General features: G+C 36.4%; 23 protein-coding genes. 18 read left to right on the top strand and 5 right to left on the bottom strand.

Annotated features, from left to right (window positions below; translation table 11 throughout):
* The 5 genes from panF (at position 1) to AC1Q8M_RS13975 (ending at position 6226) form a co-directional block, all read left to right on the top strand.
* A complete protein-coding gene (gene panF / locus AC1Q8M_RS13995; RefSeq protein ID WP_001104824.1) occupies positions 1 to 1434 on the top strand; it encodes a sodium/pantothenate symporter in 1434 nt (477 codons plus the stop codon).
* A 122-nt stretch (positions 1435 to 1556) separates the two neighbouring features.
* Positions 1557 to 2489 (top strand): nucleoside hydrolase, encoded by a 933-nt coding sequence (locus AC1Q8M_RS13990; protein WP_000756464.1) that lies wholly within the window; start codon positions 1557 to 1559, stop codon positions 2487 to 2489.
* A gap of 117 nt (positions 2490 to 2606) precedes the next feature.
* Complete coding sequence (locus AC1Q8M_RS13985; protein WP_000751368.1) at positions 2607 to 3716, top strand: serine hydrolase; 1110 nt, start codon at positions 2607 to 2609, stop codon at positions 3714 to 3716.
* 101 nt (positions 3717 to 3817) lie between these two features.
* Positions 3818 to 5326: an argininosuccinate lyase gene (gene argH, locus AC1Q8M_RS13980; RefSeq protein WP_098360633.1), complete on the top strand. Its 1509-nt coding sequence runs from the start codon at positions 3818 to 3820 to the stop codon at positions 5324 to 5326.
* A gap of 66 nt (positions 5327 to 5392) precedes the next feature.
* Positions 5393 to 6226 (top strand): GNAT family N-acetyltransferase, encoded by an 834-nt coding sequence (locus AC1Q8M_RS13975; protein WP_000615371.1) that lies wholly within the window; start codon positions 5393 to 5395, stop codon positions 6224 to 6226.
* Between the two features lie 35 nt (positions 6227 to 6261).
* Here AC1Q8M_RS13975 and AC1Q8M_RS13970 read toward each other — a convergent pair whose 3' ends face one another.
* Entirely contained in the window at positions 6262 to 7011 is a 750-nt protein-coding gene (locus AC1Q8M_RS13970) for a (S)-benzoin forming benzil reductase (RefSeq protein WP_001271054.1), read from the bottom strand.
* 116 nt (positions 7012 to 7127) lie between these two features.
* Between AC1Q8M_RS13970 and AC1Q8M_RS13965 the strand changes: the two genes are divergently transcribed.
* Positions 7128 to 14600 (top strand): DUF7507 domain-containing protein, encoded by a 7473-nt coding sequence (locus AC1Q8M_RS13965; RefSeq protein ID WP_098855466.1) that lies wholly within the window; start codon positions 7128 to 7130, stop codon positions 14598 to 14600.
* 49 nt (positions 14601 to 14649) lie between these two features.
* Here AC1Q8M_RS13965 and AC1Q8M_RS13960 read toward each other — a convergent pair whose 3' ends face one another.
* Positions 14650 to 15207 carry a CatB-related O-acetyltransferase gene (locus AC1Q8M_RS13960; protein ID WP_000966309.1) on the bottom strand — a complete coding sequence of 186 codons (558 nt, stop codon included), beginning with the start codon at positions 15205 to 15207 and terminating at the stop codon, positions 14650 to 14652.
* Between the two features lie 110 nt (positions 15208 to 15317).
* On the opposite strand from AC1Q8M_RS13960, the gene AC1Q8M_RS13955 reads away from it, so the two are divergent.
* From AC1Q8M_RS13955 to AC1Q8M_RS13915, 9 genes are all read left to right on the top strand, one after another.
* Complete coding sequence (locus AC1Q8M_RS13955) at positions 15318 to 15659, top strand: ASCH domain-containing protein (RefSeq protein WP_016512464.1); 342 nt, start codon at positions 15318 to 15320, stop codon at positions 15657 to 15659.
* Entirely contained in the window at positions 15656 to 16051 is a 396-nt protein-coding gene (locus tag AC1Q8M_RS13950; protein ID WP_016512465.1) for an NUDIX hydrolase, read from the top strand. Before AC1Q8M_RS13955 ends, AC1Q8M_RS13950 begins: the two co-directional genes overlap by 4 nt.
* Positions 16052 to 16137: 86 nt before the next feature.
* Entirely contained in the window at positions 16138 to 16758 is a 621-nt protein-coding gene (locus AC1Q8M_RS13945; RefSeq protein WP_000070945.1) for an acetate uptake transporter, read from the top strand.
* Between the two features lie 226 nt (positions 16759 to 16984).
* On the top strand, positions 16985 to 17428 hold the full coding sequence (locus AC1Q8M_RS13940; RefSeq protein ID WP_001062759.1) for a flavodoxin: 444 nt from the start codon (positions 16985 to 16987) through the stop codon (positions 17426 to 17428).
* A 16-nt stretch (positions 17429 to 17444) separates the two neighbouring features.
* On the top strand, positions 17445 to 18344 hold the full coding sequence (locus AC1Q8M_RS13935) for a WD40/YVTN/BNR-like repeat-containing protein (RefSeq protein ID WP_000449497.1): 900 nt from the start codon (positions 17445 to 17447) through the stop codon (positions 18342 to 18344).
* Between the two features lie 214 nt (positions 18345 to 18558).
* Positions 18559 to 18759: a cold shock-like protein CspB gene (gene cspB / locus AC1Q8M_RS13930; protein WP_001179150.1), complete on the top strand. Its 201-nt coding sequence runs from the start codon at positions 18559 to 18561 to the stop codon at positions 18757 to 18759.
* A gap of 193 nt (positions 18760 to 18952) precedes the next feature.
* Positions 18953 to 19798, top strand: a complete 846-nt coding sequence (locus AC1Q8M_RS13925; protein WP_098360635.1) for an exonuclease — start codon at positions 18953 to 18955, stop codon at positions 19796 to 19798.
* Between the two features lie 192 nt (positions 19799 to 19990).
* Complete coding sequence (locus AC1Q8M_RS13920; RefSeq protein ID WP_000387293.1) at positions 19991 to 20152, top strand: hypothetical protein; 162 nt, start codon at positions 19991 to 19993, stop codon at positions 20150 to 20152.
* A 31-nt stretch (positions 20153 to 20183) separates the two neighbouring features.
* A complete protein-coding gene (locus AC1Q8M_RS13915) occupies positions 20184 to 20531 on the top strand; it encodes a hypothetical protein (RefSeq protein WP_000566112.1) in 348 nt (115 codons plus the stop codon).
* 238 nt (positions 20532 to 20769) lie between these two features.
* Here AC1Q8M_RS13915 and AC1Q8M_RS13910 read toward each other — a convergent pair whose 3' ends face one another.
* Both AC1Q8M_RS13910 and AC1Q8M_RS13905 read right to left on the bottom strand, forming a co-directional pair.
* Positions 20770 to 21861, bottom strand: a complete 1092-nt coding sequence (locus tag AC1Q8M_RS13910; RefSeq protein ID WP_000345035.1) for a DUF3900 domain-containing protein — start codon at positions 21859 to 21861, stop codon at positions 20770 to 20772.
* A 115-nt stretch (positions 21862 to 21976) separates the two neighbouring features.
* Positions 21977 to 22306 carry a hypothetical protein gene (locus AC1Q8M_RS13905; protein WP_000283707.1) on the bottom strand — a complete coding sequence of 110 codons (330 nt, stop codon included), beginning with the start codon at positions 22304 to 22306 and terminating at the stop codon, positions 21977 to 21979.
* A gap of 429 nt (positions 22307 to 22735) precedes the next feature.
* On the opposite strand from AC1Q8M_RS13905, the gene AC1Q8M_RS13900 reads away from it, so the two are divergent.
* Both AC1Q8M_RS13900 and AC1Q8M_RS13895 read left to right on the top strand, forming a co-directional pair.
* The gene (locus AC1Q8M_RS13900; RefSeq protein ID WP_000488980.1) at positions 22736 to 23647 is read left to right on the top strand and encodes a VanW family protein; all 912 of its coding nucleotides are present in this window, start codon (positions 22736 to 22738) and stop codon (positions 23645 to 23647) included.
* Between the two features lie 173 nt (positions 23648 to 23820).
* Positions 23821 to 24729, top strand: a complete 909-nt coding sequence (locus AC1Q8M_RS13895; RefSeq protein WP_000249882.1) for a VOC family protein — start codon at positions 23821 to 23823, stop codon at positions 24727 to 24729.
* Positions 24730 to 24776: 47 nt separating this feature from the next.
* Here the strand turns inward: AC1Q8M_RS13895 and AC1Q8M_RS13890 are convergent, their stop codons facing one another.
* Positions 24777 to 25295: a GNAT family N-acetyltransferase gene (locus AC1Q8M_RS13890; protein WP_001103133.1), complete on the bottom strand. Its 519-nt coding sequence runs from the start codon at positions 25293 to 25295 to the stop codon at positions 24777 to 24779.
* Positions 25296 to 25585: 290 nt separating this feature from the next.
* Here AC1Q8M_RS13890 and AC1Q8M_RS13885 point away from each other — a divergent pair, with 290 nt between their 5' ends.
* Positions 25586 to 26263, top strand: a complete 678-nt coding sequence (locus AC1Q8M_RS13885; RefSeq protein WP_000109730.1) for an MgtC/SapB family protein — start codon at positions 25586 to 25588, stop codon at positions 26261 to 26263.
* Positions 26264 to 26275 lie beyond the last annotated feature (12 nt).

The following is a 26275-nucleotide window of genomic DNA, read 5'->3' as shown; positions in this document are numbered from 1 at the left end:
ATGAATTGGTATGTAATCATTCCAATGATAATTTCGTTTATCGTTGTATTTTTAATTGGTGTATATGCTTCAAGACGCGTGCAAGCAACAGCACATAATAAATTTTTACAAGAATATTTTCTTGGTGGGCGTGAGTTAGGCGGTTTATTATTAGCGATGACAATGATTGCTACGTACGGTAGTGCAAGTAGCTTTATTGGTGGTCCCGGTATTGCTTACAATATGGGGCTTGGATGGGTACTATTATCTGCGATTCAAGTTGTAACAGGATATATCGTTTTAACGGTTATCGGTAAAAAGTTTGCAATTATTGCTAGGAAGATGGAAGCAATTACTCTTATCGATTATTTAAAAGGGAGATACAATAATAAAGCAGTTGTTATACTCTCTGCGTTATGTATTATTATCTTTTTATTTTCAGCGACAGTAGCCCAGTGGGTCGGCGGTGGACGATTAATTGAGTCACTAACGGGTCTATCGTATACAACAGCACTATTTTTATTTACTTTTTCTGTACTTGTGTACGTATTAATTGGTGGATTTCGTGCAGTCGCGCTATCAGATACATTATTAGGAATCATTATGTTAGTTGGAACGACAATCATTTTAATTGCTACTGTCATTGCTGGTGGTGGAATTGAAAAGATTATGCAGGAACTTGTTCAAATTAATCCAAATTTAATTACACCATTCGGAGCAGATGGCAGTTTAACGAAATCATATGTTACATCATTTTGGATTTTAATTGGAATTGGCGTTGTAGGTTTACCGCAAATTAGCGTGCGTGCCATGTCTTATAAAAATTCAAAAGCTATGCACCAAGCTTTAATAATTGGAACAGTTGTCGTTGGTACAATTATGATTGGTATGCATTTAACAGGTGTATTTGCAAGAGTAGTACTTCCAGGTATAACGGTACCAGATAAAGTAATGCCGCTACTCGCGATGGAAGTGTTGCCACCTTGGTTAGCTGGAGTTTTCTTAGCTGCACCAATGGCGGCGATTATGTCTACAGTAAACTCTTTATTATTACTTGTAAGCTCGTCAATTATTAAAGATATATACGTAAATTACATAAATAAAGATGCAGCAGACAGTACGATAAAAAAAGGAAGTTTGTGGATTACTGGTATTGTAGGGCTACTCGTTTATGCAGCGGCGATTAAACCACCAGATTTTTTAATATGGCTAAATTTATTTTCTTTCGGTGGATTAGAAGCAGCATTCATTTGGCCAATCGTATTAGGGTTATATTGGAGAAAAGGAAATGCTACAGGAGCGCTTGCTTCCATTTTCGTTGGAGTAGGTTCATATATGTGTATTCATCTTTTCTATCCAAATCCGTTCGGTATACATACAGTTGTCTTCCCAATTTGTTTTGCGTTTATCGCTTATGTTATTGGAAGTATGAGTGCTGTAAAAAAAACAGTATAGGTTAGCTGAAGAACGTAGTCCTTATAAGACTGCGTTTTTTCGTATGAATTTGTTCTTTTTTATTCTGTATATCCACGTTTATTCATAAATTAATAACAACTGAGGGGATGGAGTTGAGGTCGATGAAAAAAGTGTTATTTTTAGGAGACCCAGGCATTGATGACTCTTTAGCAATTATGTATGGATTGTTGCATCCTGATATTGATATTGTTGGGGTAGTAACGGGATATGGAAATGTAACACAAGAAAAGGCGACAAGTAATGCCGCATATTTATTGCAAATGGCAGGACGGGAAGATATACCTGTTATTAATGGTGCGAAAATTCCTTTATCCGGAGATGTTACAACGTATTATCCAGAAATTCATGGGGCAGACGGTTTAGGGCCAATTAAACCTCCAAAAACTTTTTTGCCAAATATAAAGCCTTTTTGTGCATTTTTTGATCTTCTTGAAAAATATAAAGGGGAATTAATAATAGTCGATGCTGGTAGATCAACAACACTAGCGACGGCATTTATTTTAGAAAAGCCGATGATGAAGTATGTGAAAGAATATTATATAATGGGCGGTGCTTTCTTAATGCCTGGCAATGTAACACCAGTCGCAGAGGCGAATTTTCATGGTGATCCGATTGCGTCGCAATTAGTTATGCAAAATGCTAAAAATGTGACATTAGTACCACTTAACGTTACATCTGAAGCAATTATTACGCCGGAAATGGTAAAATATATTACGAAACACTCTAAAACGAGTTTTAATAAGTTAATCGAGCCGATATTTACGTATTATTATAAAGCTTATAGAAAGTTAAATCCGAAAATAAAAGGAAGCCCAGTACATGACGTCGTTACAATGATGGTTGCGGCAAATCCATCCCTTTTAGACTATGTATATCGTCGTGTCGATGTAGATACAGTTGGAATTGCAAAAGGAGAGAGTATTGCTGATTTTCGGCCTCAACCTGATGCAAAAGCATTAAAAAATTGGGTGCGAATTGGTTGGTCGTTACATTATAAAAAGTTTCTTGAGGATTTTGTGAAATTTATGACGTAGACATAATAGGAGCATACAAGTTAAAATAATGGAGATGGTTATTTAAATGACCATCTCCATTAATTTGTTTTTTAATGATAAATAGAGAAGAGTTACACAATAGGAGAGGAATTTTACTTGAAAAAAACTATAGTATGCGCAGTAATTGTGGGTATTTTTGTTTTGCTAATATCGGGTAACTTTTTAGTGAAAAAAGTGTGGAGTTCAAATAATGATGATGCACAGTATATTGCATCTTTTATTGAAGAACATAAAGATGAAAAAAATAGTGCGCTTCTAGTAAAGAGAAATGATAAAGTTGTTTATTCTGTAAACCCAAATGTTGTATTGCCAGTTGCTAGTACGATGAAATTAATTGTGGCGCTTGAATATACGAAACAAGTTACTGAAGGGAAAATTGATTCGTCTAGTTTCGTGTCGATTAACGATGTGAATCGCTATTATGTGCCGAATACAGATGGTGGTGCACAAGATAGATGGCAAAAGTATTTAGAGAAGACGGGCAAGATAACTGAAGGAGCGGTTTCTTTAGAAGAAGTGGCAAAAGGAATGGTTAAGTTTAGTTCGAATGCAAATGCTGAATACTTAATGGAATTGTTAGGATTAGATAACATCAATCGAAATTTACAAAGTTTATCACTTCCTGCACATCAACCACTATTTCCAATCGTTTCATCTTTGTATATCCCGGGATATTTGCATAAAGAATTACATGTTCCAAAATATAAAATAGAGAAAAAGTTAAAAGAAATGTCTCAAGAGCAATATCGTGAATATTCGATGATTATTCATGAACGCTTAAAGAAGAAGGGACCATTATTACAGAAGGAAATTCCGCTTTATTTAGAGGAACGTTACGACAAAATTTGGTCAGATAGATTACCAGCAGCTTCTGCAAATGATTATATGGTATTACTTCAAAAGGCAAACCATAAAGGTGGCTTGACAGAAGCTGAAGAAAAAGTGTGGGCAAATATCGTTGAAACAGACATGAGTGCTAAGAAATACCGTAAAACATTTAGACATGCTGGACAAAAGAATGGTTACACACCATGGACGGTTACAAAAGCGGTTTACGCTATGGATAAACGTGGAAACTGTACAGAAATTGTGTTTTTGGCGAACAATTTAAATGAAGACGATAGTGCAGAAATACGGAAACATTTAGCAAACTTACATTTCCAAGTGTTGCAAAGTGATAAGTATGATGCGACTTTTATTAAATAAACTCGGTGCAGAGAGCACCGAGTTTATTTTTATGTACAGGCACTTTTTTTCTATCAATGGGTATGATGGGTAGTAATACTTAGGTGAGAGGGGAAAAGGTGATGAAACAGAGTAAGGAAGAGTTTATAAAGAGTGAAGGCGCTGATTTCCCTGGAAAAACATATGTGGATTGTGTATTACAACATGTATTTGATTTTCAACGAAATTACTTATTGAAAGATATGTTTCAAGTGCATAAAGCACATATTACGATGCTGACTGAAGAAAGTTTAATGAAAATAGAAGAAGCTAAAGTTATATTAAACGCACTTAGAAAAGTAGAGCGAATACAAAAAGATAAATTGGTATATACAGAGCAGCATGAAGACCTCTTTTTTTTAATCGAACATTTAATTTCTCAAGAAGCGAAATGCGATTTTGTAAGTAATATGCATATTGGTAGAAGTAGAAATGATATGGGTGTAACGATGTATCGCATGAGTTTAAGGCGGTATATATTACGATTAATGGAACATTATTTGCTATTGCAGGAAAGTGTACTGCAACTTGCTGATGATCATAAGGAAACGATCATGCCAGCTTATACACATACACAACCGGCACAGCCAACAACATTTGGTCATTATACTTTAGCAATTTATGATACGATGCAAAGAGATTTAGAACGAATGAAAAAAACGTACCAGCTTTTAAATCAGTCTCCAATGGGGGCGGCTGCACTCTCTACAACAAGTTTCCCGATTAAACGAGAACGAGTTGCTCATCTACTTGGATTTACAACTGTAATTGAGAACTCATATGATGCTGTTGCCGGAGCGGATTATTTATTAGAAGTTAGCTCGCTACTTATGGTAATGATGACGAATACGAGTAGATGGATTCATGACTTTTTGTTGTTAGCAACGAAAGAATATGACGGTATTACTGTTGCAAAGCCATATGTACAAATTAGTAGTATTATGCCGCAAAAACGAAATCCGGTTTCAATTGAACACGCTCGTGCAATTACGAGTAGTGCTTTAGGAGAAGCATTTACAGTATTTCAAATGATTCATAATACACCATTTGGTGATATTGTCGATACGGAAGATGACTTGCAGCCATATTTATATAAAGGGATTGAAAAGGCGATTCGTGTTTTTTGTATGATGAATGCAGTGATCCTAACGATGAAAGTAGAAGAAGAAACGTTAAAAAATCGTTCCTATAAACATGCAATAACGATAACGGATTTCGCTGATGTTTTAACGAAAAATTATGAAATTCCATTTCGGCATGCTCATCATGCAGCAAGTGCTATTGCAAATATGTCATTGGAGCAGAAAAAAGAACTACATGAATTACACTTCAAAGATGTAAATATGTATTTGCAAGAACATTTTAAAATAAATTTATTAGAAAAAGAGTGGAAAGAAATTATATCGCCAGAAGCTTTTATTCAAAAAAGAAATGTATACGGTGGACCGAGTAAAAAAGAAATGAAGCGTATGATTAAAAATCGAAAAGAGTCCTTTCGAAAAGAAGAAGATGTATTTGAAAAGGAAAAACAGAGAATTTTACAAGCTGAAAATGCCTTGAATACATTAGCTTTGAATATTATTGAATCGTAAAAGAGGGATTTAATGAATTAATCGCCAATACTTAATTAAAATATAAATAGAGAGAAGAGATTGTCGATGATTCAATTACATGTATATGAAGAGATTTTTCATTTTAAAGAAGATGTTACACCATTTCTAGAAAAGAATGAGCAGGAAAACAATCTCATATTAGGTGTATTACAAATGGTTCAAGAACCGATATTTATGGGGATAGCGAAACAAGGAGAAGACATTGCGGTTGTATTTCTGCAAACAGAAGAGAAGAAACAAATCATTGTTGCAACTTCTGAAATTTCGGGAGTAGCTATTGAGGAACTTGCAAAAGAGTTAACGAAAGTATATCCGGATATTCCTGGATTGATCGGTAATAAGAAAATTGTACAGAAATTAGCGGAAGAGATTGCGGTATTAGAAAATAAGAAAATGAATGTTGCAATGGAGCAAGGTGTGTATGAGCTGAACAGAGTAAAGAAGAAGTGTAATGCGAACGGACTTTTCCGGGCGGTAAATAATGATGAATTACCATTAATAGAACAGTGGATATATCAATTTTGTGAAGACGTAAAGCTTCCTACTACGAAAGAAGAAGCAAAACAAACTGCGCATACATTAATAACTACAAATCGACTGTTTGGTTTGGAAGTAGATAGGAAACTTGTTTCTGTAGCTGCAAAAACGAGACCAACGAAAAATAATATAACAGTTAATTTCGTATACACGCCGAAAGAAGCAAGGAAAAAGGGATACGCATCTAATTGTGTAGCGGCACTTAGTCAACGTATGTTAGATGAAGGGTACAAGACGACTACGTTATATACTGATTTAGCGAATCCGATATCGAATAAAATTTATCAAGAAATCGGTTATGAGCAAATTGCGGAGTCTGTGCTTATATTTTTAGAGAAGTAAAACAAAAAGGTGTGCAATTTTAGCACACCTTTTTGTTATTCATCAATTCTAATAATCTCGCCTTGAGGGAAGTCCTCAGTTTCTAGTAAGTTACGAATAGCTTTCGCAACATATTCAGGTGATAATAGTTTTCCTTCTTCTTTTAATGCAATGAAGCGATCCAAATTTATGAAATCTTCTTTATTTGTTTCACGAATTTGTGATTGCATATTTGTATCAACAACACCAGGTGCAAAAGCGACGATTTTTACTGGATATTCTTTTTCTACTTCTTCAGTTGCTACGCACTGTGTAAACATATTTACACCAGCTTTCGTTGTACAATAAGCGCCCCAGCCAAAGTAAGGGTTTTTTCCTGCACCAGATGAAATGTTAATAACGCGTTTATCTACTTTCCAGTCTTTCGTATGTTTCATAAATATAGATGTAAGAATCATAGGTGCAAGTAAATTAATGTGAACGTTCGTAATGAATTGTTCGCTTTCAGCTTTTTCAATTGGCTTCATAGGTGCAACTGTACCCGCATTATTAATTAAATGAATAGAGGATACATTGTCTTTTTTAATAGATGAAATGATCTCTTTAAAGTTAATTTCTAAGTTATGTACATCTTGAAGATCTAGGGAATGAAAAATGCAATTGCTGTTATATTGCTCTGCAAGTTTTGTAAGCTCTTTATTTTCTCTTCTAGAAATAGAGATGACAGTTGTATTTTTTTCTAATAATTGCGTAGCGATTGCCTCACCTAAACCTTGTGAAGTTCCTGTTATGATAACGTAGCGCATAGTTTTATAAACCCCTCTCATATGTGCGGAATTTTGTTGGACAACGTACATTGTATAGTTTGTCTACATTTTATAGTATAGAGCACTTTTTACTATAATTGAAATGAGATGATTGTGTGCCTTTTATAAATAGGTTTACGACAACAGTACCTGGTGCCGTCACGTTTACTGGGAATACGCTGGGACTTAGCCCTACATCACCTGCACCAGGTAATATTTTTGGTACACTTGCTGTGTTTACGACAGTAAATACAGCGTTGCAAGTACCAGGATTCCCAGCAGGGACAACAGATGAGTGGCAATTGAATTCTTCAAGTGCAATTTTAAATCTTCCAGCGGGGAGCAGTGTGTTATATGCAGAATTAGTTTGGGCTGGTACTTTCCGGACTGATACGGAAGATGTTTTACCATTTTTAAATGATAACATTACATTTACAACGCCAGCAGGGACGTTTTCTGTTACGCCAGATCCTGCTACCGCGCAGCAAGGTTCAGTAGGAAACCAGTTTTATTATGCTCGCTCTGCCAATGTAACGAATCTTGTTAGTGCAGGTGGAGCAGGCACATATACAACAGGTGCCGTGCCAGCTGCAAGAACTTCAGCTGACCCGACAATCAGTCGTTCAGCTGGATGGACGCTTGAGGTTGTGTATCAAAATGCAAGTTTACCACTTCGAAATTTGTCAGTATATGCAGGCCAAGAAATTATTGATGCTTCATCACCACCAGTTGATGCTACTATTTCAGGATTTGCTACGCCGGCAACAGGAGCTGTTACAGGAAGAGTGCTCGTAACTGCTCAAGAAGGCGATTCTAACATTGTTGGAGATCAACTTCGCTTTGGACCGAATGCAAATGCTACAGTTGCATTATTCGGACCGAGAAATCCTGCGAATAATTTCTTTCAGTCACAAATTTGTAATGATAGTGGAAATTTAGATACGAGCGGCACGTTTGGAGATTTGAATCAGCCGTTAGGGGTAGCTTTGGCCGTCCGAAGACAAGGGTGGGATATTACGAATGTAGATGCCTCCTCATCTTTAGTAAACAGTCAAACATCAGCAACGGTTCGATTTGTTACAAATGGAGATGGATACGCAGCAGCTGGTTTTGGTGTTCAAATTGATGCAACAGGTCCAATTATTAATCCTGTTAAATCAGTTAATAGAACAGTCGCGGGGGTAGGGGATACTCTCACTTATACAATTACGGTCCCAAATACAGGAACAGGAAGTGCAGAAAACGTTGTATTACGTGATAGTATTCCGAACGGAACGACGTTTGTTGCAGGTAGTGTTACGGTAGGGGGAGTAACACAGCCGAATGCAAACCCTGCTAATGGAATTAATTTAGGTACAATCCCAAATAACACGCAAAGAATTGTTACATTTCAAGTTCGAATAACATCATTCCCGAATCCCAATCCTATTTTAAATCGTGCAATGGTGTCATATCAATTCCGTCCCTTCGTTGGTAGTCCTCCTATTACAAGTACGTCTTCTTCAAACACAGTACAAACGACAGTGAACCAAGCAACTATTAGTATGCAAAAATCTGTAGATTTACAGACGGCAACACTTAATGATGTATTAACGTACACAGTTAATGTCACAAATAATGGAAACGTCACTGCGAACAATGTTATTTTTGTTGATAGTATCCCTGCTGGAACAACATTTGTCGCAAATAGCGTTACGGTAAATGGAGTAGCGCGTCCAGGAGCGAATCCAGCAAGTAGTATTAATCTTGGAAGTATTAATGCATCGCAAACGACTGTAGTGCGCTTTCAAGTTCGAGTAACATCGAACCCTCTTGTCAATCCAATTCCAAACCGTGCGAGTGTAACATTTAACTTTACTCCAGTGCCTGGTCAACAACCAGTTTCAGGGCAAGCGACAAGTAATACTGTAGTTACGACAATTAATATAGCTGATATAACAACGAGAAAAACAGTGGATAAAGCTTTTGCAACGGTTAACGACGTTCTTACGTACACGGTAACAATTCAAAATACAGGAAATGTACTTGCAACGAACGTTATTTTTCAAGATCCGATCCCAATTGGAACGACATTTATCGCAAATAGTGTGACTGTGGATGGGGTTTCACAACCTGGGGTAAATCCAGCGACTGGGTTTACAGTAGCTAATATATCTCCTGGCGGAAGTAGGACTGTTACATTTCAAGTACGAGTAACATCTACACCATCGGGAGGTACGATTGCGAATCGCGGAAATGTATCTGCTAATTTCGTCGTTATTCCGAATCAGCCACCGATAACAATTAATAGACAAACGAATACAGTTGTGACACAAGTTAATACAGGCGGTTTAAATGTAATAAAAGAAGTAAATACAACGCAAGCGGCGGTAGGGGATACTTTAACGTACACAATTGCCGTCCAAAATACAGGGAATGTTCCGTTAACAAATGTATTTTTCCAAGACCCTATTTCTTCTGCTGTTTCATTTGTTGCAAATTCTGTAACAATTAATGGAGTACAGCAAAGTGGACTAAATCCGAATACAGGATTCTCTCTTCCGAATATTCCTGCGGCTCAAACGGTTGTAGTCACATTTGACGTAGTAATTGTACAGAATCCAGAAAATGAAGATATTTTAAATCAAGCAAATGTAACAGCAAGCTTTCAAGTGAATCCGAATGAACCACCAGTAACAATCAATGTACCGAGTAATGTTGTGAATACGACAGTACAATCAGGAAACTTTGAAGTTGTGAAAGCAGTCAATACGGATGTTGCAACAGTAGGGGATATTTTAGTATATACAATAGAAGTCATAAATGCAGGTAGTGTACCAGCTACGAATGTATTTTTCCAAGATTCAATTCCCCAAGGGACATTATTTATTGAAAATAGTGTAGTTGTGAATGGTGTTTTACAAGAAGGGGCAGATCCAGAACTTGGATTCCTATTAAATAATTTGCCTACTGGCGCCAGTGTTATTGTTACATTTGAAGTATTAATTGATGAAATTCCCCAAGGAAATAATGTTGTAAATAATGCGAATGTAACTGGAGATTTCCTTGTAAATCCAACAGAGCCGCCGATTACTGTAACAGTACCAAGTAATACTGTTATGACGATCGTGAATTCTTCAGGGTTAAATGTAATGAAAAGTGTAAGTGCTACTGAAGCCGGTGTAGGAGATACGTTAACGTATACAGTTCGTATACAAAATAGTGGAACGGTGACAGCGACAAATGTATCATTCCTTGATCCGATTCCAGTTGGAACCACTTTTGTAGCGAATAGTGTAACAATAAACGGGACACCTCAACCAGGTTTAAACCCGACAACTGGATTTCCACTTGCTAATATTCCAGTAGGAGGAATGGTGACGGTCACTTTTCAAGTGACAATCACGAGTGTACCACCAAATAGAGTTCTTCCGAATAATGCGAATGTCACTGCTGATTTCCAAGTAAGTCCTCTCCAGCCACCAATTACAATTGTAACGATTAGTAATATTGTTGTGACGCGAGTGAATGTAGGATCACTTAATGTAATGAAGAGTGTAAATACACTACAAGCCGGTGTAGGAGATACGTTAACGTATACGATTCTTATTCAAAATACAGGAACTGTTCCTGCAACGAATATTGTTTTTCAAGATCCAATTCCGTCTGGTACTGCCTTTGTAGCAAATAGTGTGACGATAAATGGAGTCGTACAGCAAGGCGCGGATCCTATGCTAGGTTTCCCGGTACCAAATATTCCGGTCGGGCAAACGGCTACGATTACGTTTCAAGTTACAGTGACGAGTGTTCCGAGCGGTGGAAATATAAGAAACCAATCGAACGTTACTGCAAGTTTTCTTATAAACCCAGCAAACCCTCCAATAACGACTGTTACAAATAGTAATTTTGTAGTGACGCAAGTAAACACAGCACAGTTAAATATACAAAAATCTTCATCTGTACAACAAGCAGCACTTGGAGAAACTTACACGTATTCTGTTGTCATTCGAAATAACGGTACAGTAACAGCAACGAATGTCTCTTTCCTTGATCCAATTGCTTTAGAAACAACTTTTGTAGCAAATAGTGTAACGATAAATGGAACGCCACAACCTGGATTTGACCCAAATGTTGGTTTCCCGCTTCCTAATATTGCAGCTGGAACATCATTGACAGTAACGTTCCAAGTTACGGTAGTTGCACCGTCTACACGTGGAGCAGTATTAAATACAGCATCTGCTACAGCCACTTTCTTATTAAATCCTTTACAGCCACCTGTAACAACAACGAATTCAAGTAATACAACGGTAGTTACAATACCGTTACCTCCTCCTGGTGAAGTAACTGCAACAAAAACAGTTGATGTTGCAACTGGGGCCGTTGGGGATGTATTAACGTATACTGTGCTCATTTCAAACGTAGGAATTATCCCTGTTACAGATGTGTTCTTCCAAGATGTCATACCAGAAGGAACGACGTTTGTTGACAATAGTGTAACGATAGGTGGAGTGCAGCAACTTGGTTTAAATCCAGAAATAGGATTTACAGTTACTCCATTATTAATCGCTGGTGGAAGTATTGAGATCACATTCCAAGTGACGATTACAGAAATTCCAGATAATGAAGTCATATTAAATGATGCAGATGTTACATTTACTTCACAACCAAATCCGCAGGAACCACCGATTACGGAAACGATATTAACAAATTTAGTCGTTACGACAATTAATATAGCTTTTATTTTTCCATTGAAACTAGTAGATAAAGAAGTAGCGACGGTGGGAGAAATATTAACGTATGATGTATTGATTTTTAATTTCGGAACAGTGCCAGCGACGAATGTTCAATTTATCGATACTACTTCCGCGGGTGTAGCATTTGTACCAGGAAGTGTGAGCATAAACGGGGTACCAGCACCAGGATTAGATCCTTTCATTGGTTTTACAGTTCCAGATATACCTGTCGATGATTTTGTACTTGTCACATATCAGGAAGTGGTTACAAGCATACCAGAAGGTGGAACGATTGTTAATTTTGTAGACGTTACAGCTACATTTGCTGTAAGTGAAACAGAACCGCCTATTACGGAAACAACGACAAGTAATACGACATTAACAGAAATCAATGAGCCTGGTTTGAATGTTTTAAAATCAGTGAGTCAGCCGGTTGTTGCAGTAGGCGATACAATCACATATACAACAGTAGTTCAAAATACAGGAACAGTGCCAGCAACGAATGTTCAATATAGTGATGTATTACCTTCCTCTATAGCATTCGTGCCGAACAGTGTAACGATAGATGGTGTGTTACAACCTGGATTCAATCCGAATAATGGATTCCCGCTTCCAGATATAAATCCAGGTGAAAGTGTAGAAGTCATCTTCCAAGTAACCGTTGTTAGTGCGCCATCAAACGGAACAATTGCCAATACGGCAAATGTAACTGGAAGTTTTGTATTAGTACCAGGAGAACCACCAGTTATAGTAACAGAGCCGAGCAATACAACACTTACAACTGTAAATAGAGGGCAATTTAATGTTATTAAACAAGTAAATAGGGTTGCTACTCTCGTTGGAGATATATTAACGTATACGGTTCAAATAACGAATACAGGAACAGTAACAGCTAATGCTGTTCAGTTTGTTGATACCATTTCAGCAGGAGCGTCATTTGTACCAAATAGTGTAACGATAAATGGAGCCTCGCAACCAAACTTAAATCCAATTACTGGATTTGGAGTTGGTGATATACCGGTAGGTGAAACAGTTATAGTGACGTTTCAAGCGACAGTTACAAACATCCCGTCATCAGGAACAATTACGAACGTTGCAAATATAACAGGAAGCTTTACTTTAGTGCCAGGAGAACCACCAGTTGTAGTAACAGAGCCGAGTAATACGACGATAACTAGAGTGAATAGAGGACGATTCAGCGTTATAAAATCTGTAAATAAAGAAGCGACACGATTAGGAGATACGTTAACGTATAGTGTGCAAGTGACAAATACGGGAACGGTAACAGCAACGAATGTTCAGTTTATCGATGTTCCATCACCTAGTTTAGAATTCGTTCCTGGAAGTGTACAAATAAATGGGATTCCGCAAGTAGGTTTAGATCCATTTGTAGGCTTTGCATTGCCTGATCTTGCAGTAGGGGATAATGTATTAATTACATTTGAAGTAAATGTAATCGCAGTTCCGCCTTCTAGTAGCATTATGAATACAGCAAGAGTAACGGGTGATTTCGAATTGATTCCAGGAGAACCTCCGTCTACAATTACCAATTCAAGTAATACGACGGTTACGCCGGTAAATAGAGGCAGCTTAGATATGCTAAAAGAAGTAGACCATTCAGTTGTTGGTGTAGGAGAAACGGTAACGTATACTGTTCGTATATTAAATACTGGTACTGCTGATGCAATGAATGTTCAATTTATCGATGTGCTATCTCAGGAAGCTGATTTCGTTCCAAATAGTGTAACGATAAATGGGGTTCCGCAACCGGGGTTAAATCCGCAGATTGGATTTACGATACCTGATATACCAGTTGGTGAGACGTCACTTGTAACATATGAAGCTACGATTACAAGTTTTCCGGATGGTGGTACAGTAGTGAACGTTGCTGGGGCGTTAGCAGAATATATTTTAGTACCAGGGGAGCCGCCAGTTACAGTGATGGATACAAGCAATACAGTTATAGTGACGGTAAATACTGCAATCTTATTTGTTGCAAAAGGAGCAAACTTTGAAGTAGCAATGATAGGGGATGTTGTCACTTACGGAATCGCTGTTATAAATGATAGTACAGTTCCTGTGACCAATATTGTGTTAACAGATATCATTGATCCGAATACGCTATTTATAAATGGTACGGTAACGGTAAATGATGTACCTCTTCCATTTGCTAATCCGAATACTGGTATTCCGTTAGGTGATTTTCAGCCAAATGATGCAGCAATTATTAATTTCCAAGTTGTAATAATAGGAGGGCAAGTAAATAATTTAGTTACAAATACTGCTACAGCGAATGGGCTTGCAACTGTAAATCCGAATGAGCCGCCAGTAGTAGTTGAAGGTGATAGTAATACAGTTGTTATCCCGTTTATTCCTCAAAATGTCTCAACGACAGTCGTAAAAACGGCAGATTTACAGGTAGCAACAATTGGAGATGTCATTACGTTTACGACAGTCATCACAAATACGGGCGATACTGTAATGCAAAATATTCGTTTTCAAGATATGTTAGATAGTAGTGTTCGATTTGTTCCTGGAAGTGTAACGGTTGATAATACGCCAGTGCCGAATGTAAGCCCGGCAGTAGGGTTTCTTATCGGAAGTTTAAATCCTGGTGAAGCAAGGACAGTTTCGTTCCAAGTAGCAGTACAGAGCGCGCCAAATGGTTCAGGAAATTATATAAATCAAGCGAGTATTCGTTTTGAACATCAAGTAGGCACAGTATTGCCACCTGTTACACAAATAGTAGAAAGTAACATAGTTGTCATTCCATTTGTTCCAACGATTGAACACATTTGCGAAACAAACTTTAATTGCTTAGATAAGATTCCATTTCAATGTTCTCCGTGTAATCATTTGCATGGACATAAAAAATAAAAACAGAAAGAGCATCCAATTATTTTTCAGGATGCTCTTTCTGTTTTAATCATATAGATTCATTTTCGGGCGAGGTGAAAAATTCTTCGATTTTGTCGGAGAGTAGTAATGGAATGGCTCCTTTTATAACAGAAATGTCCCAGTCCCACCATGCGAGATTCTCTAGTTTGTCAATCGTTTCTTGCGGGAAACGATATCGAACAAATTTTGCAGGATTACCAGCTACAATTGCATACGGGGGTACGTCTTTTGTAACAACGCTTCTGGCGCCGATAATGGCCCCGTTACCAATTGTAACACCAGATAAAATGCAGGATTGATAACCAATCCATACATCATTGCCGACTACGATATCACCTTTTGAAGAAGGGTGACCAGTAATATGTGCTCCTTCATCAAAAAGTGCATTAAATGGATAAGTTGTTATCCAGTCTGCGCGATGTTCACCGCCAAGTATGAAAACGACTTCTTCTGCTAATGAACAAAACTTACCTATTTTTAATTTTGTTTCATCGTTCCAAGAAAAAATGGTTGGCCCTACTTTACTATAAGTATAATCACCAATATCATATTTATTATATTCAGGTTTTTGATTTAAATATAACATGCTTCTTCAGCCTCCTTTCTCAATTAAGTGATACGTATGGAATATTATATGCAAGATGTAGTAATGTGAACTGTATTAATAGGTGAAATGAACAAAAGGGAGTGGGATGTATGCGATACGAAATGGGTTTATATAATAAACCGTTTCAGTCAATTCAATCAGGAAAAAAAGTATATGAAGTACGCCTATACGATAAAAAACGTCAACTAATAAACAAAGGTGATGAAATCGTATTTACGAATCTTACGACAACAGAAATGATGACGGTAAAAGTAACGGAAATAAAGCGATACGAGAGCTTTAAATCTATGTATGAACAAATTGATAAAAAATTATTGGATTGTGAAAATGATAGTTTAGAGGAAATGTTAGAAAGTACATACAAAATATATACGAAAGAACAAGAAAAAGAGTGGGGAACAGTTGCGATTCGTATTGAGGTAATAAAATGATAAGAAATCGCGGGGCGGCCATCATTGTACAGGAAGGAAAAATCGCTCTTATAAAACGTATTCGAGAAGAGGAAACATATTATGTTTTTCCTGGCGGAGGGATTGAGGAAGGTGAAACGCCTGAAGAGGCAACGAAAAGAGAGGTATACGAAGAATTAGGGCTACATATAAAAGTGAAGCACCTTATTGCAAAGTTAAAATATAAAGGAAATGAATATTATTATGGCGCCTATATTACAGGGGGAGTGTTCGGAAGCGGAACAGGTGAGGAATTTCAGCGGGAAGGTAGAGGAAGTTATATTCCGTTATGGCTACCGATAAACGAGTTGGAAAAAGTGAATATAAAACCTTATGAAGTGGTCGGAAATATATTTAATTATTATAAAATATAACGTCTGACAACATACAAAAAAAACCATTGACATAGGCTTCTGATTTAAGTATTGTATTCGAGTATGTTTATAATCAGGAGGTTTATATGAGCAATCAAACTACTACACATCATGTGAAAATGACAACAGCGGATCCATCTGGAATTGGTCTATTTGGATTAGCGATGGTAACACTTGTAGCATCATCTCAAAAGTTAGGCTTAACAGATGGCGTTTCACTTGTATTACCATGGGCAATCTTTTTAGGAGGATTTGCACAAATCTTTGCTTGCATTCACGATGCAAAGCATAACAATACATTCGGTACGACAGCATTTGGTGCGTACGGCCTATTTTGGTTAGGTGTTGGAATGACTTGGTTAATTCAACTTGGAGTATTTGGCGAAAAATTAGCACAAGTTGCAGATTCAAAACAGCTTGGTGTAGCCTTTATCGGATATTTGATTTTCACAATCTTTATGACGATTGGTGCAATGGAAACACATAAAGTATTATTTATGATCTTCGTCCTTATTGATTTCTTATTTATTGGTCTTTCATTAAGTACTTTAGGTGTTATGCCGCACGCAATGCATAATTTAGCAGCATATTCTGAACTTCTTATTTCATTATTATCTTTCTATGGTTCAGCAGCAGCAGTGTTAAACACACACTTCGGAAAAGTTGTTTTACCAGTAGGGAAGCCTTTTGGTATTTTTAAAAAGTAATAAAAAAGCACAGATGATTGTATAGTCATCTGTGCTTTTTTTATTTATTCCTCTATTTGTGGGCTGTCTGAAAAATCCTGATTGGTGAGGACTCATTAAAGTTTCACTTTATTTGAAATAAGTAATGTGAAATGTAAATAAAAGTAGAAAAAAATCAATTGAAATTGATTCTCATTATTAATATAATGAGAATGAGAATCATTTATTGTTAGAGGGGGATGCCAAAGTGGCAAAAATTTTAATAGCTTATGCAAGTATGTCAGGCAATACAGAGAGTATTGCTGATTTAATTAAAGTTAGTTTAGATGCTTTTGATCATGAAGTAGTATTGCAAGAGATGGAAGGCATGGATGCTGAAGAATTATTAGCTTATGATGGAATCATTTTAGGATCTTATACGTGGGGCGATGGTGAATTACCATTTGAAGCAGAAGATTTTCATGAGGACTTAGAAAATATAGATTTAGCTGGGAAAAAGGTAGCGGTATTCGGATCAGGTGATACGGCGTATGAACTGTTTTGTGAAGCGGTAACGATATTTGAAGAACGCCTTGTAGAACGAGGTGCAGAGCTTGTACAAGAAGGGCTGAAAATTGAATTAGCTCCAGAAGATCAAGAGGATGTTGAAAAATGCAGTAATTTTGCAATTGCATTTGCTGAGAAGTTCTAAGAATGGGAGTGTCAACGTGGAGACGATGTTAAGTGCAACTGCTATTACAAAGTTAAGAGATGGAAAACTGTTGTTAGCTACTACATATAATGGCTTATTTGTTGAACAAGACGGAGAATGGAAACGAATTTTAAATGGTTTTCAAAAACGAATTAGGGATTTACATAGCGAAGATAATGTAGTTTATGGTGTAGGTGACGAAGGGATTTTTATTCGTAGTATGAATGGTGGAGAGAACTGGACAATTCAGCGTTTTCCAACAAAAGCAACAAGTTGGAATGTATGTAGCAATGTACAAGGAACTGTTGTTGCTCATGGAGAAAAAACGCTGTATCTTTCTAATAATTTCGGTTCGACATGGGAGACTATTCATCCGTTTCTTGAGTATGGCAGTGCGGCACCGTCTATTCGATCATTATTTTTATATAAACATTACTTATTTATTGGTACGAAAATACATGCTAAGTATGGTGGTGTTTGGCTCTTTGATTTGAAGACACGTAAATTAAAGAGGATTAAAATTACGATGAATCAAATGATCTCTGCGTTGACTTTACACAATTCTTATTTAGTAGCGGCAAGTGGATCGTGCAAGGGAGTTAGCGGGAATATTTCTTATTGTAAAATAGATGACAGTATTGCGAGTGAAAAAATATATTGGCATACATGTCAAAGTGAGCAGAAAGCAAGTAGTTATTTAGACTTAAGTGTAGACCAACATGTCTTATATACAACTTCAACACAAAATAAGGCGGGTATTAGTAGTGTGTGCCGTGTACTTCTTGACGAAGGTATTGTTACAGTATGTGATTCAGTTAAAGGGCACGGATGGCGCATTGTTAATCAAAAAGATGGTTATGTAGTAGCTGGATCAGGTGAATTAAAAGCAATGCAGTGGGAACAAAAAATAATTTAAGAAAAAACTTTACTTTTATTATATTGATATGATATAGTATGTTTAAACCATTTTACTTTTAATAATATAGAGATTTAAATGAGCTGTAACTTCCGAGGAGGATAGCAATGTTAAATCTCCTCAGGGGTTGCAGTTTTTTAATATCTGGCTTATTATTGTAAGGTGGTTGAAAATGAATATGTACATATAGGTACATTGTAGGAGGATTTTTTTCATGCAAAACGGTAAAGTAAAATGGTTTAACTCAGAAAAAGGTTTCGGTTTCATCGAAGTTGAAGGCGGAGAAGACGTATTCGTTCATTTCTCAGCTATCCAAGGCGAAGGCTTCAAAACTTTAGAAGAAGGTCAAGAAGTTACTTTCGAAGTAGAACAAGGTAACCGTGGACCTCAAGCTACTAACGTAAACAAGAAGTAATTTTTGAAAAAAGAAGGGCTCGCCCTTCTTTTTTTTTTTTTGCATTTTTATAGATGTCCTCCTACTTACATATCATAATAAGACTGAATTTTCATTTATTTATTCGAAGGATTTTTGTATAAAGTACATGAATAAATAAATACTGAAAATAGAGTGTTTGTGTGAAAAAGGAATTTAGAAAGAGGTAAATAAATTGAAAAACGCTACACATTTCATTGTGTTTGATATTGAGAGGAATTTCAGACCGTATAAATCAGAAGATCCGTCAGAAATAGTTGATATCGGAGCTGTAAAAATAGAAATAGGTACAATGAAGATAATTGAAGAATTTTCGGAGTTAGTAAAACCAAGTGCACGATTAACTCGTCATACAACAAAATTAACCGGTATTACGAAGAAAGATTTAATGGCTGTAGACAAATTCCCTCAAATTATAGAGAAATTTATTCAGTTTATCGGAGAAGATTCTATATTTGTTTCATGGGGAAAAGAAGATTATCGCTTTCTATCTCATGATTGTACATTACATGGTGTTGAATGCCCCATTATAGAAAAAGAAAGTAGAATTGATTTGCAAAAATTTGTTTTCCAAGCATATGAGGAATTGTTTGAACATACGCCAAGTTTACAATTTGCGGTAGAACAGCTCGCTTTAACGTGGGAAGGGAAACAGCACCGTGCTTTAGCAGATGCCGAAAATACAGCAAATATACTTCTTAAAGTGTATAGCGAGAGAGATATTAATAAGCGATACAAAAGACATGGTGAACTTGAACTTGTAAAAAACGGAAAACTAACAGAAAAAGCGAAAAAAAAGATGCGGAAATGGGTGTTTAAAGAACTAAAGAAAAATACAGAACGCCCTTTTGAATGGAGTACATTTGAAAGTAGTGACACGTGGGAAAGTATAACGGAAAGATATTATATAAGTGAAAATACAGTAGAATTCCTGAAAAAACATTTTCGTACGGCAGTGAGAAAAGCGGAACGACAGATTAGGTATTTGGCTGAGATGGAGGAGAATGTAGAGGTTAAATGACATTCTCCTCTATTTCTAGCTACATAAATTTAACATCATTATACTGATGGATGAATAAAGTATTCATATTAAATAGGAATTGATTTGTTGTGATTAGGCCATTATAATTGCTTTGAAAATTAAGGGGTGGTAAGAATTTTTAAATACATTCATAAAATTAGAGCCCATAGAAATGAAAGAGGGTAGAGTTAAATGGAAGCAATCTTTAACATTGTAACAGTTTTAGTTTTGGGGATAATATTTGCCACGCTATCAGCAGTAATTATACTTCCTTTCATAGCAAAGAAGAAGAATTGGAAAAAGCTTAATATATCTTTAAAGCGTGGTGTATTAAAGGTTAAAATCGAAGAATAAAATATGAGTTTTATACAAGGGAGGTGTGATAGTGATAGACTTGGATATTAAAGATGTCACCGTACAGATGGAATTAAACGGTGTCTTTTGGAATGAGGATGGGGTTGCTGAAATGACGGTGACTACAAAAGCTGAGTATTCTCTTCTTCTTCGTTTAGTAGTTGACTTAAAAAGTAAAACTATTAGGGCGACAAGTGCCGACATAGTAAATGGATTCTGCCCTCTGTGCAAACAGAAAAAGGACAAATGTAGTGAACTTAATGACCTACAAAACAAAATGGGAATTTTAGAAGAAGCCTACGATTGGGTGAGAGAGCATCCGGAATATCGTTTTCAATTATCTTTTTACGAGTATAATAAATTTGAGGTAGTGAAGTGAAGCTTTCATTTTACCAACATACATAGTGACTACTCTAATGGAAATACGCTTGTACAACAAGGAAGGAATTTACTGGATTCTGCAACAAGTGTTATCTTGGATTAAAAATAAATATTTTTGTTATAAAGCAGAAAAACTGATTCTTAGTAGAATCGGTTTTTTATATAACTATAAAATATGTCCACAATAAAAGAGCGCTTATTAAAAGCGCTCGGTAAAAATAGTTATATGGAAGGATTTATTCAATCCCGTTCGGATCATAAGAATATTGCTGCTTATTCTCAATCCGCTCAATCACATCTTGCAACTCATCCGGCTTCAGGAATTCAATAGGAGAGAAGCCTTTCTCAAACGTAAGTGTATCAGCCTCAATCATTAATACGTATCGGTCATTTACCTTCGCAATATGTATTTGATCCCCGAAATCAGCAAGCAAAGCCTTCACAGAGATATGATCTGCTTTTAGTTTTAATTCCACTTCAGGAGCGTGCTCGACGATTTGAGCGGTAGCTTCCATTACTTCTTCGGTTGAAAATTGTTCCATAATTTCCCGCTTCGGACTAGCAGCCCATACTTCCATCGCTTGGTCGAATTGTTCGCGTTCTTCCGTACCTTCTTCAAATACATCTTCAATTTGGTCGTATACCATGTCCATTACTTGTGTTTTCATAATTTCAGGCATAGAGCGTTCATATTCGACGAATTTTAAGAAGTCTTCAAAGTAGCGGGCATGTGATGCTTGGTGTATTTTTAGTTCGCCTACTTCAACCATACCTTCTTCAGGCATGTATGGGTATTGGATAGATTTCATATTCTTTGTTGTGATGGCCATTTCAACGTTACGAATCAGTGTGGATTCATCAGAAATAGAAGCAACCTTTGGTTCGAAGTCGCATTTCATTACGAATACGAATGGGTCATCAAAGTATTTTCGAAGTTTTGCCTGAGCAATTAAAAATACACCACCGCGTACAGCGCTTGTGTCAAGATATGTATAAACGAGAGGTTCGCTCATATCTTTAAAGTTGTCCTTTGTTTCTGCAAAGCGAATACGATTAAAAAGGTTGTAATGAGGGTTTGAATCAAGTTCGTGCCCCTCCTCTACAATAAAGCGACCAATTTTTGTTGGGGCTTGTTCTGTTTTTGCATGACGTTCTACTTTTCGCTTCGATATTTTTAATAACTCACCATTCAAAAATTCTTTTAAGGAGCTATCTTCATATTCTTCAGCGTCTAAAGTTTGAAAATGTTTGTAGCGTTTATCAACTGCTTCACCTTTTCCTTCTACTTGTACAACATAAAAGGAAAGATAATTTATTTCAAAATCCATATTTATCACCTTGTTTCATTTCATTAACTCTTATCAGTATAGAGATGGAAAAAACTTTCGTCAATTTATATAAGGAAGGGGGAGCCCCTTCCTTATATAATTTTTATTTTCTCGATTAAAATCCGTCTTCTAATGCTGCGAATGGAATGTTTAGTCTGTTTTCTACTGTACGTAAACGTTGGTTTAAGCGGTTTAGTCTACGTGTATGGCGCTCAACTGTATTTTCTAGTTGACGTACTCTTTGTTCAAGCTCATTTACGCGTCTTTCTAATTGACGATTTCCAGTGCCAGGAAAAGAGATTGGAAGTTGGAATTGTCTATTTTGGTCATATGGATTCGTTTGCTCTGCTTGATCTATATTAGATTGGTATTGTGCTTGTAAGTCATACTGTGGTTGTTGGTACGCATATTGATTATATGGATCATATGGATTGTAGGGATACATAATAACATCCTCCATTTCTTTAAAATAGGTTGAATTCACCATAATGTATGTGCAAAAGCGGAGCGGTGGCACGGCAAATACCTATTTATGTTGACGGGATTTCTCTTTATCCCGCATTAACGGGCAGTAAGACCCCACTGATTAAAGTTTCACTTTATAAAAAATAGCTTGAGGGTTTTTGATTTGTATTTCTTTTGCTTGATGGTATATACTGGATAAAAGAGAGAGTTTACATAAAAGTTACAATTCTATCAAACTCAAACTTTTATGTAAATATGTATAGACATTTATAAAAGAAAAGAGTAATTTATATAGAGTGAAAAATAACTTGTAACATTTTATAAACATATTGTAAAATGATTGTAACAAAACATACATAAAAATGAAATAAATACATAATAGTGATGTTGGGGAAAGGGAGAGAGTATATTGTTCCGTAAAGTAAAGGGTATATTAGTTGGGGTGTTATGTGTAGCTGTAGTGAGTGGCTGTGGTGCAAAAGTAAGTGATGTTGCATTGGTAAGTGATATTGGTGGGCACACTGTAGAGGCTAAAGCAGAAGTGCAGGATACTATTAGTTTAGTTGATGGTCGAACTGGTACTGAAGTGAAAAAATTAGATTTATCTGGTTTAGGCTATTTTGAAGATGAAGCGAAATTTAAAAAGTCTGTAACAAAGGTTGTTGGTGAGGTTGGAAAAAGCGTCGACAAAAAAATGGTTCCTTCACGTATAGCACCTGATGGAAGTTGGCAAGAAGGAAAACCTTCTTATGAATTAATGGAAAAAGAATTAGTAGATAAATTGTTAAACGTTGGTATGTGGGATGCTACGTATCAGTTGCCGATTGTGGAGAAAAAACCAGTCGCAACATTAAGTGATGCGCAAGGAAATGGTACGGTAATTGGTAGATATGAAACGAACTTAGGTGGTTCAACAGGTGGCCGTATTGAGAATATTCGTTTGTCAGCAGCGAGCATAAATGGAGTTGTGTTAGCAAAAGGAGACCGTTTCTCTTTTAATTCTTTAATCGGTGATACAACACCAGATAAAGGATATCAATTAGGGAAAGAAATAGTTGATGGTAAATTAGTAGATGGATATGGCGGTGGTGTTTGTCAAACATCTTCAACTTTATACAATGCAGCAGATCAAGCTGGCCTGAAAATGGTGGAGAGAACTACACATTCTAAAACGGTAGGTTATGTTCCACAAGGAAGAGATGCTACAATTGCATATCCATATTTAGATTTAGTATTTGAAAATACGAATGATGCACCTGTGAAGCTTTATATGGGCATTCAGGGTGGAAAGCTAGTTGCTGAAGTACATAAAATGAGATAAGAGTTATAAAGCCCCCTTTTCTGAAAGTTAGAAAAGGGGGCATTTTATTATGAAAATAAAAATGTATGTAAATTCTGACTTTTCTTATTTACATAGGATGATTTTAGTTGTATCCTTCATAGTAACGGTTATATGTAATGGGAAAATATAGGGATAAGGAGATGAGGTTATTCATGGTACAAATTCATCCGAAAACACGTATTGGTCATGTTGAATTTAAAGTGAAAGATTTAGAGCGTCAAATTTCTTTTTATGAGAATGTTGTAGGATTAGAGGTAATTAAGCAAGAGGGGAATAAAGCATATTTATCTGGAAAAGGTGGAAAAAACGCGTTACTTGTTCTTGAAAAGATAGAGGACGGGGTACTGCAAGAACCGCGTACGACTGGTATATATCATGTAGCCTTTTTAGTTCCGACTCGTGAAGCTTTTGCTTCTGCGCTATTTGGGGTTCTTCGTAATAAGAATGTAATTGACAGCCCGGCTGAGCAAGAAGGGCGTTATACATATTCAAATGAAATTTTACCAATTTCAAGGTTTAATAGTGCAAGTGATCATACATATAGCGAAGCTTATTATTTGCAAGATTTAGAGGGGAATGGTATTGAAATTTATGCAGACCGACCGCGCGATCAATGGGGAGAAGGGCCAGGAGGAAGTACACCACTTGATTTAAAAGAATTGGCAACACTCGTTGATTATGAGTTTGATGGTTTGCCTGCTAATACTGTCGTTGGGCATGTACATTTACGAATAGCTGATGTAGAGAAATCACATGAATTTTATGTGGAAACAGTAGGTTTTGAAGTACAGCAGCGTGAAGAGGATTGCTTATTTATTTCAGCAGGGGGATATCATCACCATATTGGTGCAAATACGTGGAACGGAGTAAACAATCCACACCCACCAGTACATGCAACTGGACTAAAGGTATATGCGATTGTACTACCGCATAAAGAAGCGTTAGATGAAGTGAAAGAAAGATTAATAGAAAAACAACATGAAATAAATGAAACTACAAATGGGTTTGCGGTAGTAGATCCAAGTGGTATTACAGTGCAGTTTGAAATAGAAACAGTGTAAAAGAAGCGAGAAAGTGTATAATCACTTTCTTGCTTCTTTGTGATCATTCATATCTCAATCCAATATCTTCTTACTACATTCCCATCTTCCTCAGTGAAATCATCATTACGAAGCCCACCGTTATGTAAAATCGTTTTTTCAGAAGCGGTATTCACTGCGTCGCAAACGACAAGTACTTTCTCGATGTTTAATTCCTTCGTTTTTTCTAGCGATAATTTTAATAACTTTGTAGCATAACCTTTTCTTCTTTCAGAAGGGCGAATGCCATAACCAATATGACCGCCAGCGTTAAATAAATGTTCGGTTAAACTATGACGTATATTAACAGCTCCCACAATTTTATTTTCATCTGTAACAAGCCAATATGTAGAATCTGGTACCCAAGTTTCAGGGATATTTATTCCGTTATGCGCATCGAGAAGTTCTTGAACCATAGCTGGGAAGTTGGCAGGATTTTTTGTGATAACCCACGGGATCATTGTTTCACCGCTATCTTTCCATTCGTTATAGAAATCTAAGTATTCTTCTTGTAAATCAGTAGTAGGTGTAAGTAATGAGACGTTCATTGTTAGTAAGCGCCTTTATTTATGTAGTTTTTATAAAAAATTATGAAACAAAGTGAAAGCGTTTTCCAAAATTTCTCAACCTAATTTCATGCAATCCACCTTTGGTTTTTTAGAAAATTAGTGAAGGTTTAAAATTAGGAGTTATTTATTTTATGTTAATATTTAAAATATTAACATAAAACAGTCGGAGTATTAAGTGTATTTTAGTGGTATTCTTTCATGTTGATAAATGGATGTTTGTGATAATTTTTGTTTTATCTATCTATAATGAATGAAAGGGGGAAGTGCCCGTGAGTGTAGATTTTGATTTTATTATACGAATCGGTGTTGCTGGCTTGTTAGGAGCAATGATTGGTATTGAAAGAGAAATTCGATCGAAAGAAGCTGGATTAAAGACTCATTTCCTCGTAGCGGTAGGAAGTGCGTTAATAATGGTTGTTTCGAAATATGCCTTTTCAGATATTGTGTATGAAGAGCATACGTCTCTAGATCCAAGTCGTATTGCAGCACAAGTCGTTAGTGGAGTTGGTTTTTTAGGTGCAGGCACAATTATTATTCAAAAGCAGGCGGTGAAAGGATTAACGACTGCGGCTGGTTTATGGGCTACTGCCGGCATAGGATTAGCAATTGGAGCGGGAATGTATGTAGTAGGCATTGGAGCGACGATTCTCGTTTTAATTGGTTTAGAAATTGTAAGTCGTATTTTTAAGGTGCAATTTTTATTTCCACAAAATATAACAGTGCAAATGTTTGTAAATAAACATGAAGCGGTACAACAAATATTAGAAACACTACAAGTGAAAGGCATCCCAATACTCTCATATGAGGTGGAAGCTTCACAGCAAGGTACAGAAACTGTTTATAAGGTAGGGATGCAACTGAAAAATATATCGTCAGAAGAAAAGAATGAGTTTATTCAGCATATGCAAACATTACCGGAAGTTACATTTATAAAGTTAAAATCATAGTGTTGAAAACGA

It is taken from the genome of Bacillus sp. GW823-FHT06A10 (genome assembly GCF_058795375.1).
The sequence above is the reverse complement of the archived record's forward strand: the minus strand, read 5'-3'. Positions and strand labels throughout refer to the sequence as shown.

Bases quoted from the DNA above. Each gene is read 5' to 3' on its own strand.
- panF (WP_001104824.1), top strand. From the start codon at position 1: ATGAATTGGTATGTAATCATTCCAATGATAATTTCGTTTATCGTTGTA.
- AC1Q8M_RS13990 (WP_000756464.1), top strand. From the start codon at position 1,557: ATGAAAAAAGTGTTATTTTTAGGAGACCCAGGCATTGATGACTCTTTA.
- argH (WP_098360633.1), top strand. From the start codon at position 3,818: ATGAAACAGAGTAAGGAAGAGTTTATAAAGAGTGAAGGCGCTGATTTC.
- AC1Q8M_RS13975 (WP_000615371.1), top strand. From the start codon at position 5,393: ATGATTCAATTACATGTATATGAAGAGATTTTTCATTTTAAAGAAGAT.
- AC1Q8M_RS13970 (WP_001271054.1), bottom strand. From the start codon at position 7,011: ATGCGCTACGTTATCATAACAGGAACTTCACAAGGTTTAGGTGAGGCA.
- AC1Q8M_RS13960 (WP_000966309.1), bottom strand. From the start codon at position 15,207: ATGTTATATTTAAATCAAAAACCTGAATATAATAAATATGATATTGGT.
- AC1Q8M_RS13955 (WP_016512464.1), top strand. From the start codon at position 15,318: ATGCGATACGAAATGGGTTTATATAATAAACCGTTTCAGTCAATTCAA.
- AC1Q8M_RS13950 (WP_016512465.1), top strand. From the start codon at position 15,656: ATGATAAGAAATCGCGGGGCGGCCATCATTGTACAGGAAGGAAAAATC.
- AC1Q8M_RS13945 (WP_000070945.1), top strand. From the start codon at position 16,138: ATGAGCAATCAAACTACTACACATCATGTGAAAATGACAACAGCGGAT.
- cspB (WP_001179150.1), top strand. From the start codon at position 18,559: ATGCAAAACGGTAAAGTAAAATGGTTTAACTCAGAAAAAGGTTTCGGT.
- AC1Q8M_RS13920 (WP_000387293.1), top strand. From the start codon at position 19,991: ATGGAAGCAATCTTTAACATTGTAACAGTTTTAGTTTTGGGGATAATA.
- AC1Q8M_RS13910 (WP_000345035.1), bottom strand. From the start codon at position 21,861: ATGGATTTTGAAATAAATTATCTTTCCTTTTATGTTGTACAAGTAGAA.
- AC1Q8M_RS13905 (WP_000283707.1), bottom strand. From the start codon at position 22,306: ATGTATCCCTACAATCCATATGATCCATATAATCAATATGCGTACCAA.
- AC1Q8M_RS13895 (WP_000249882.1), top strand. From the start codon at position 23,821: ATGGTACAAATTCATCCGAAAACACGTATTGGTCATGTTGAATTTAAA.
- AC1Q8M_RS13890 (WP_001103133.1), bottom strand. From the start codon at position 25,295: ATGAACGTCTCATTACTTACACCTACTACTGATTTACAAGAAGAATAC.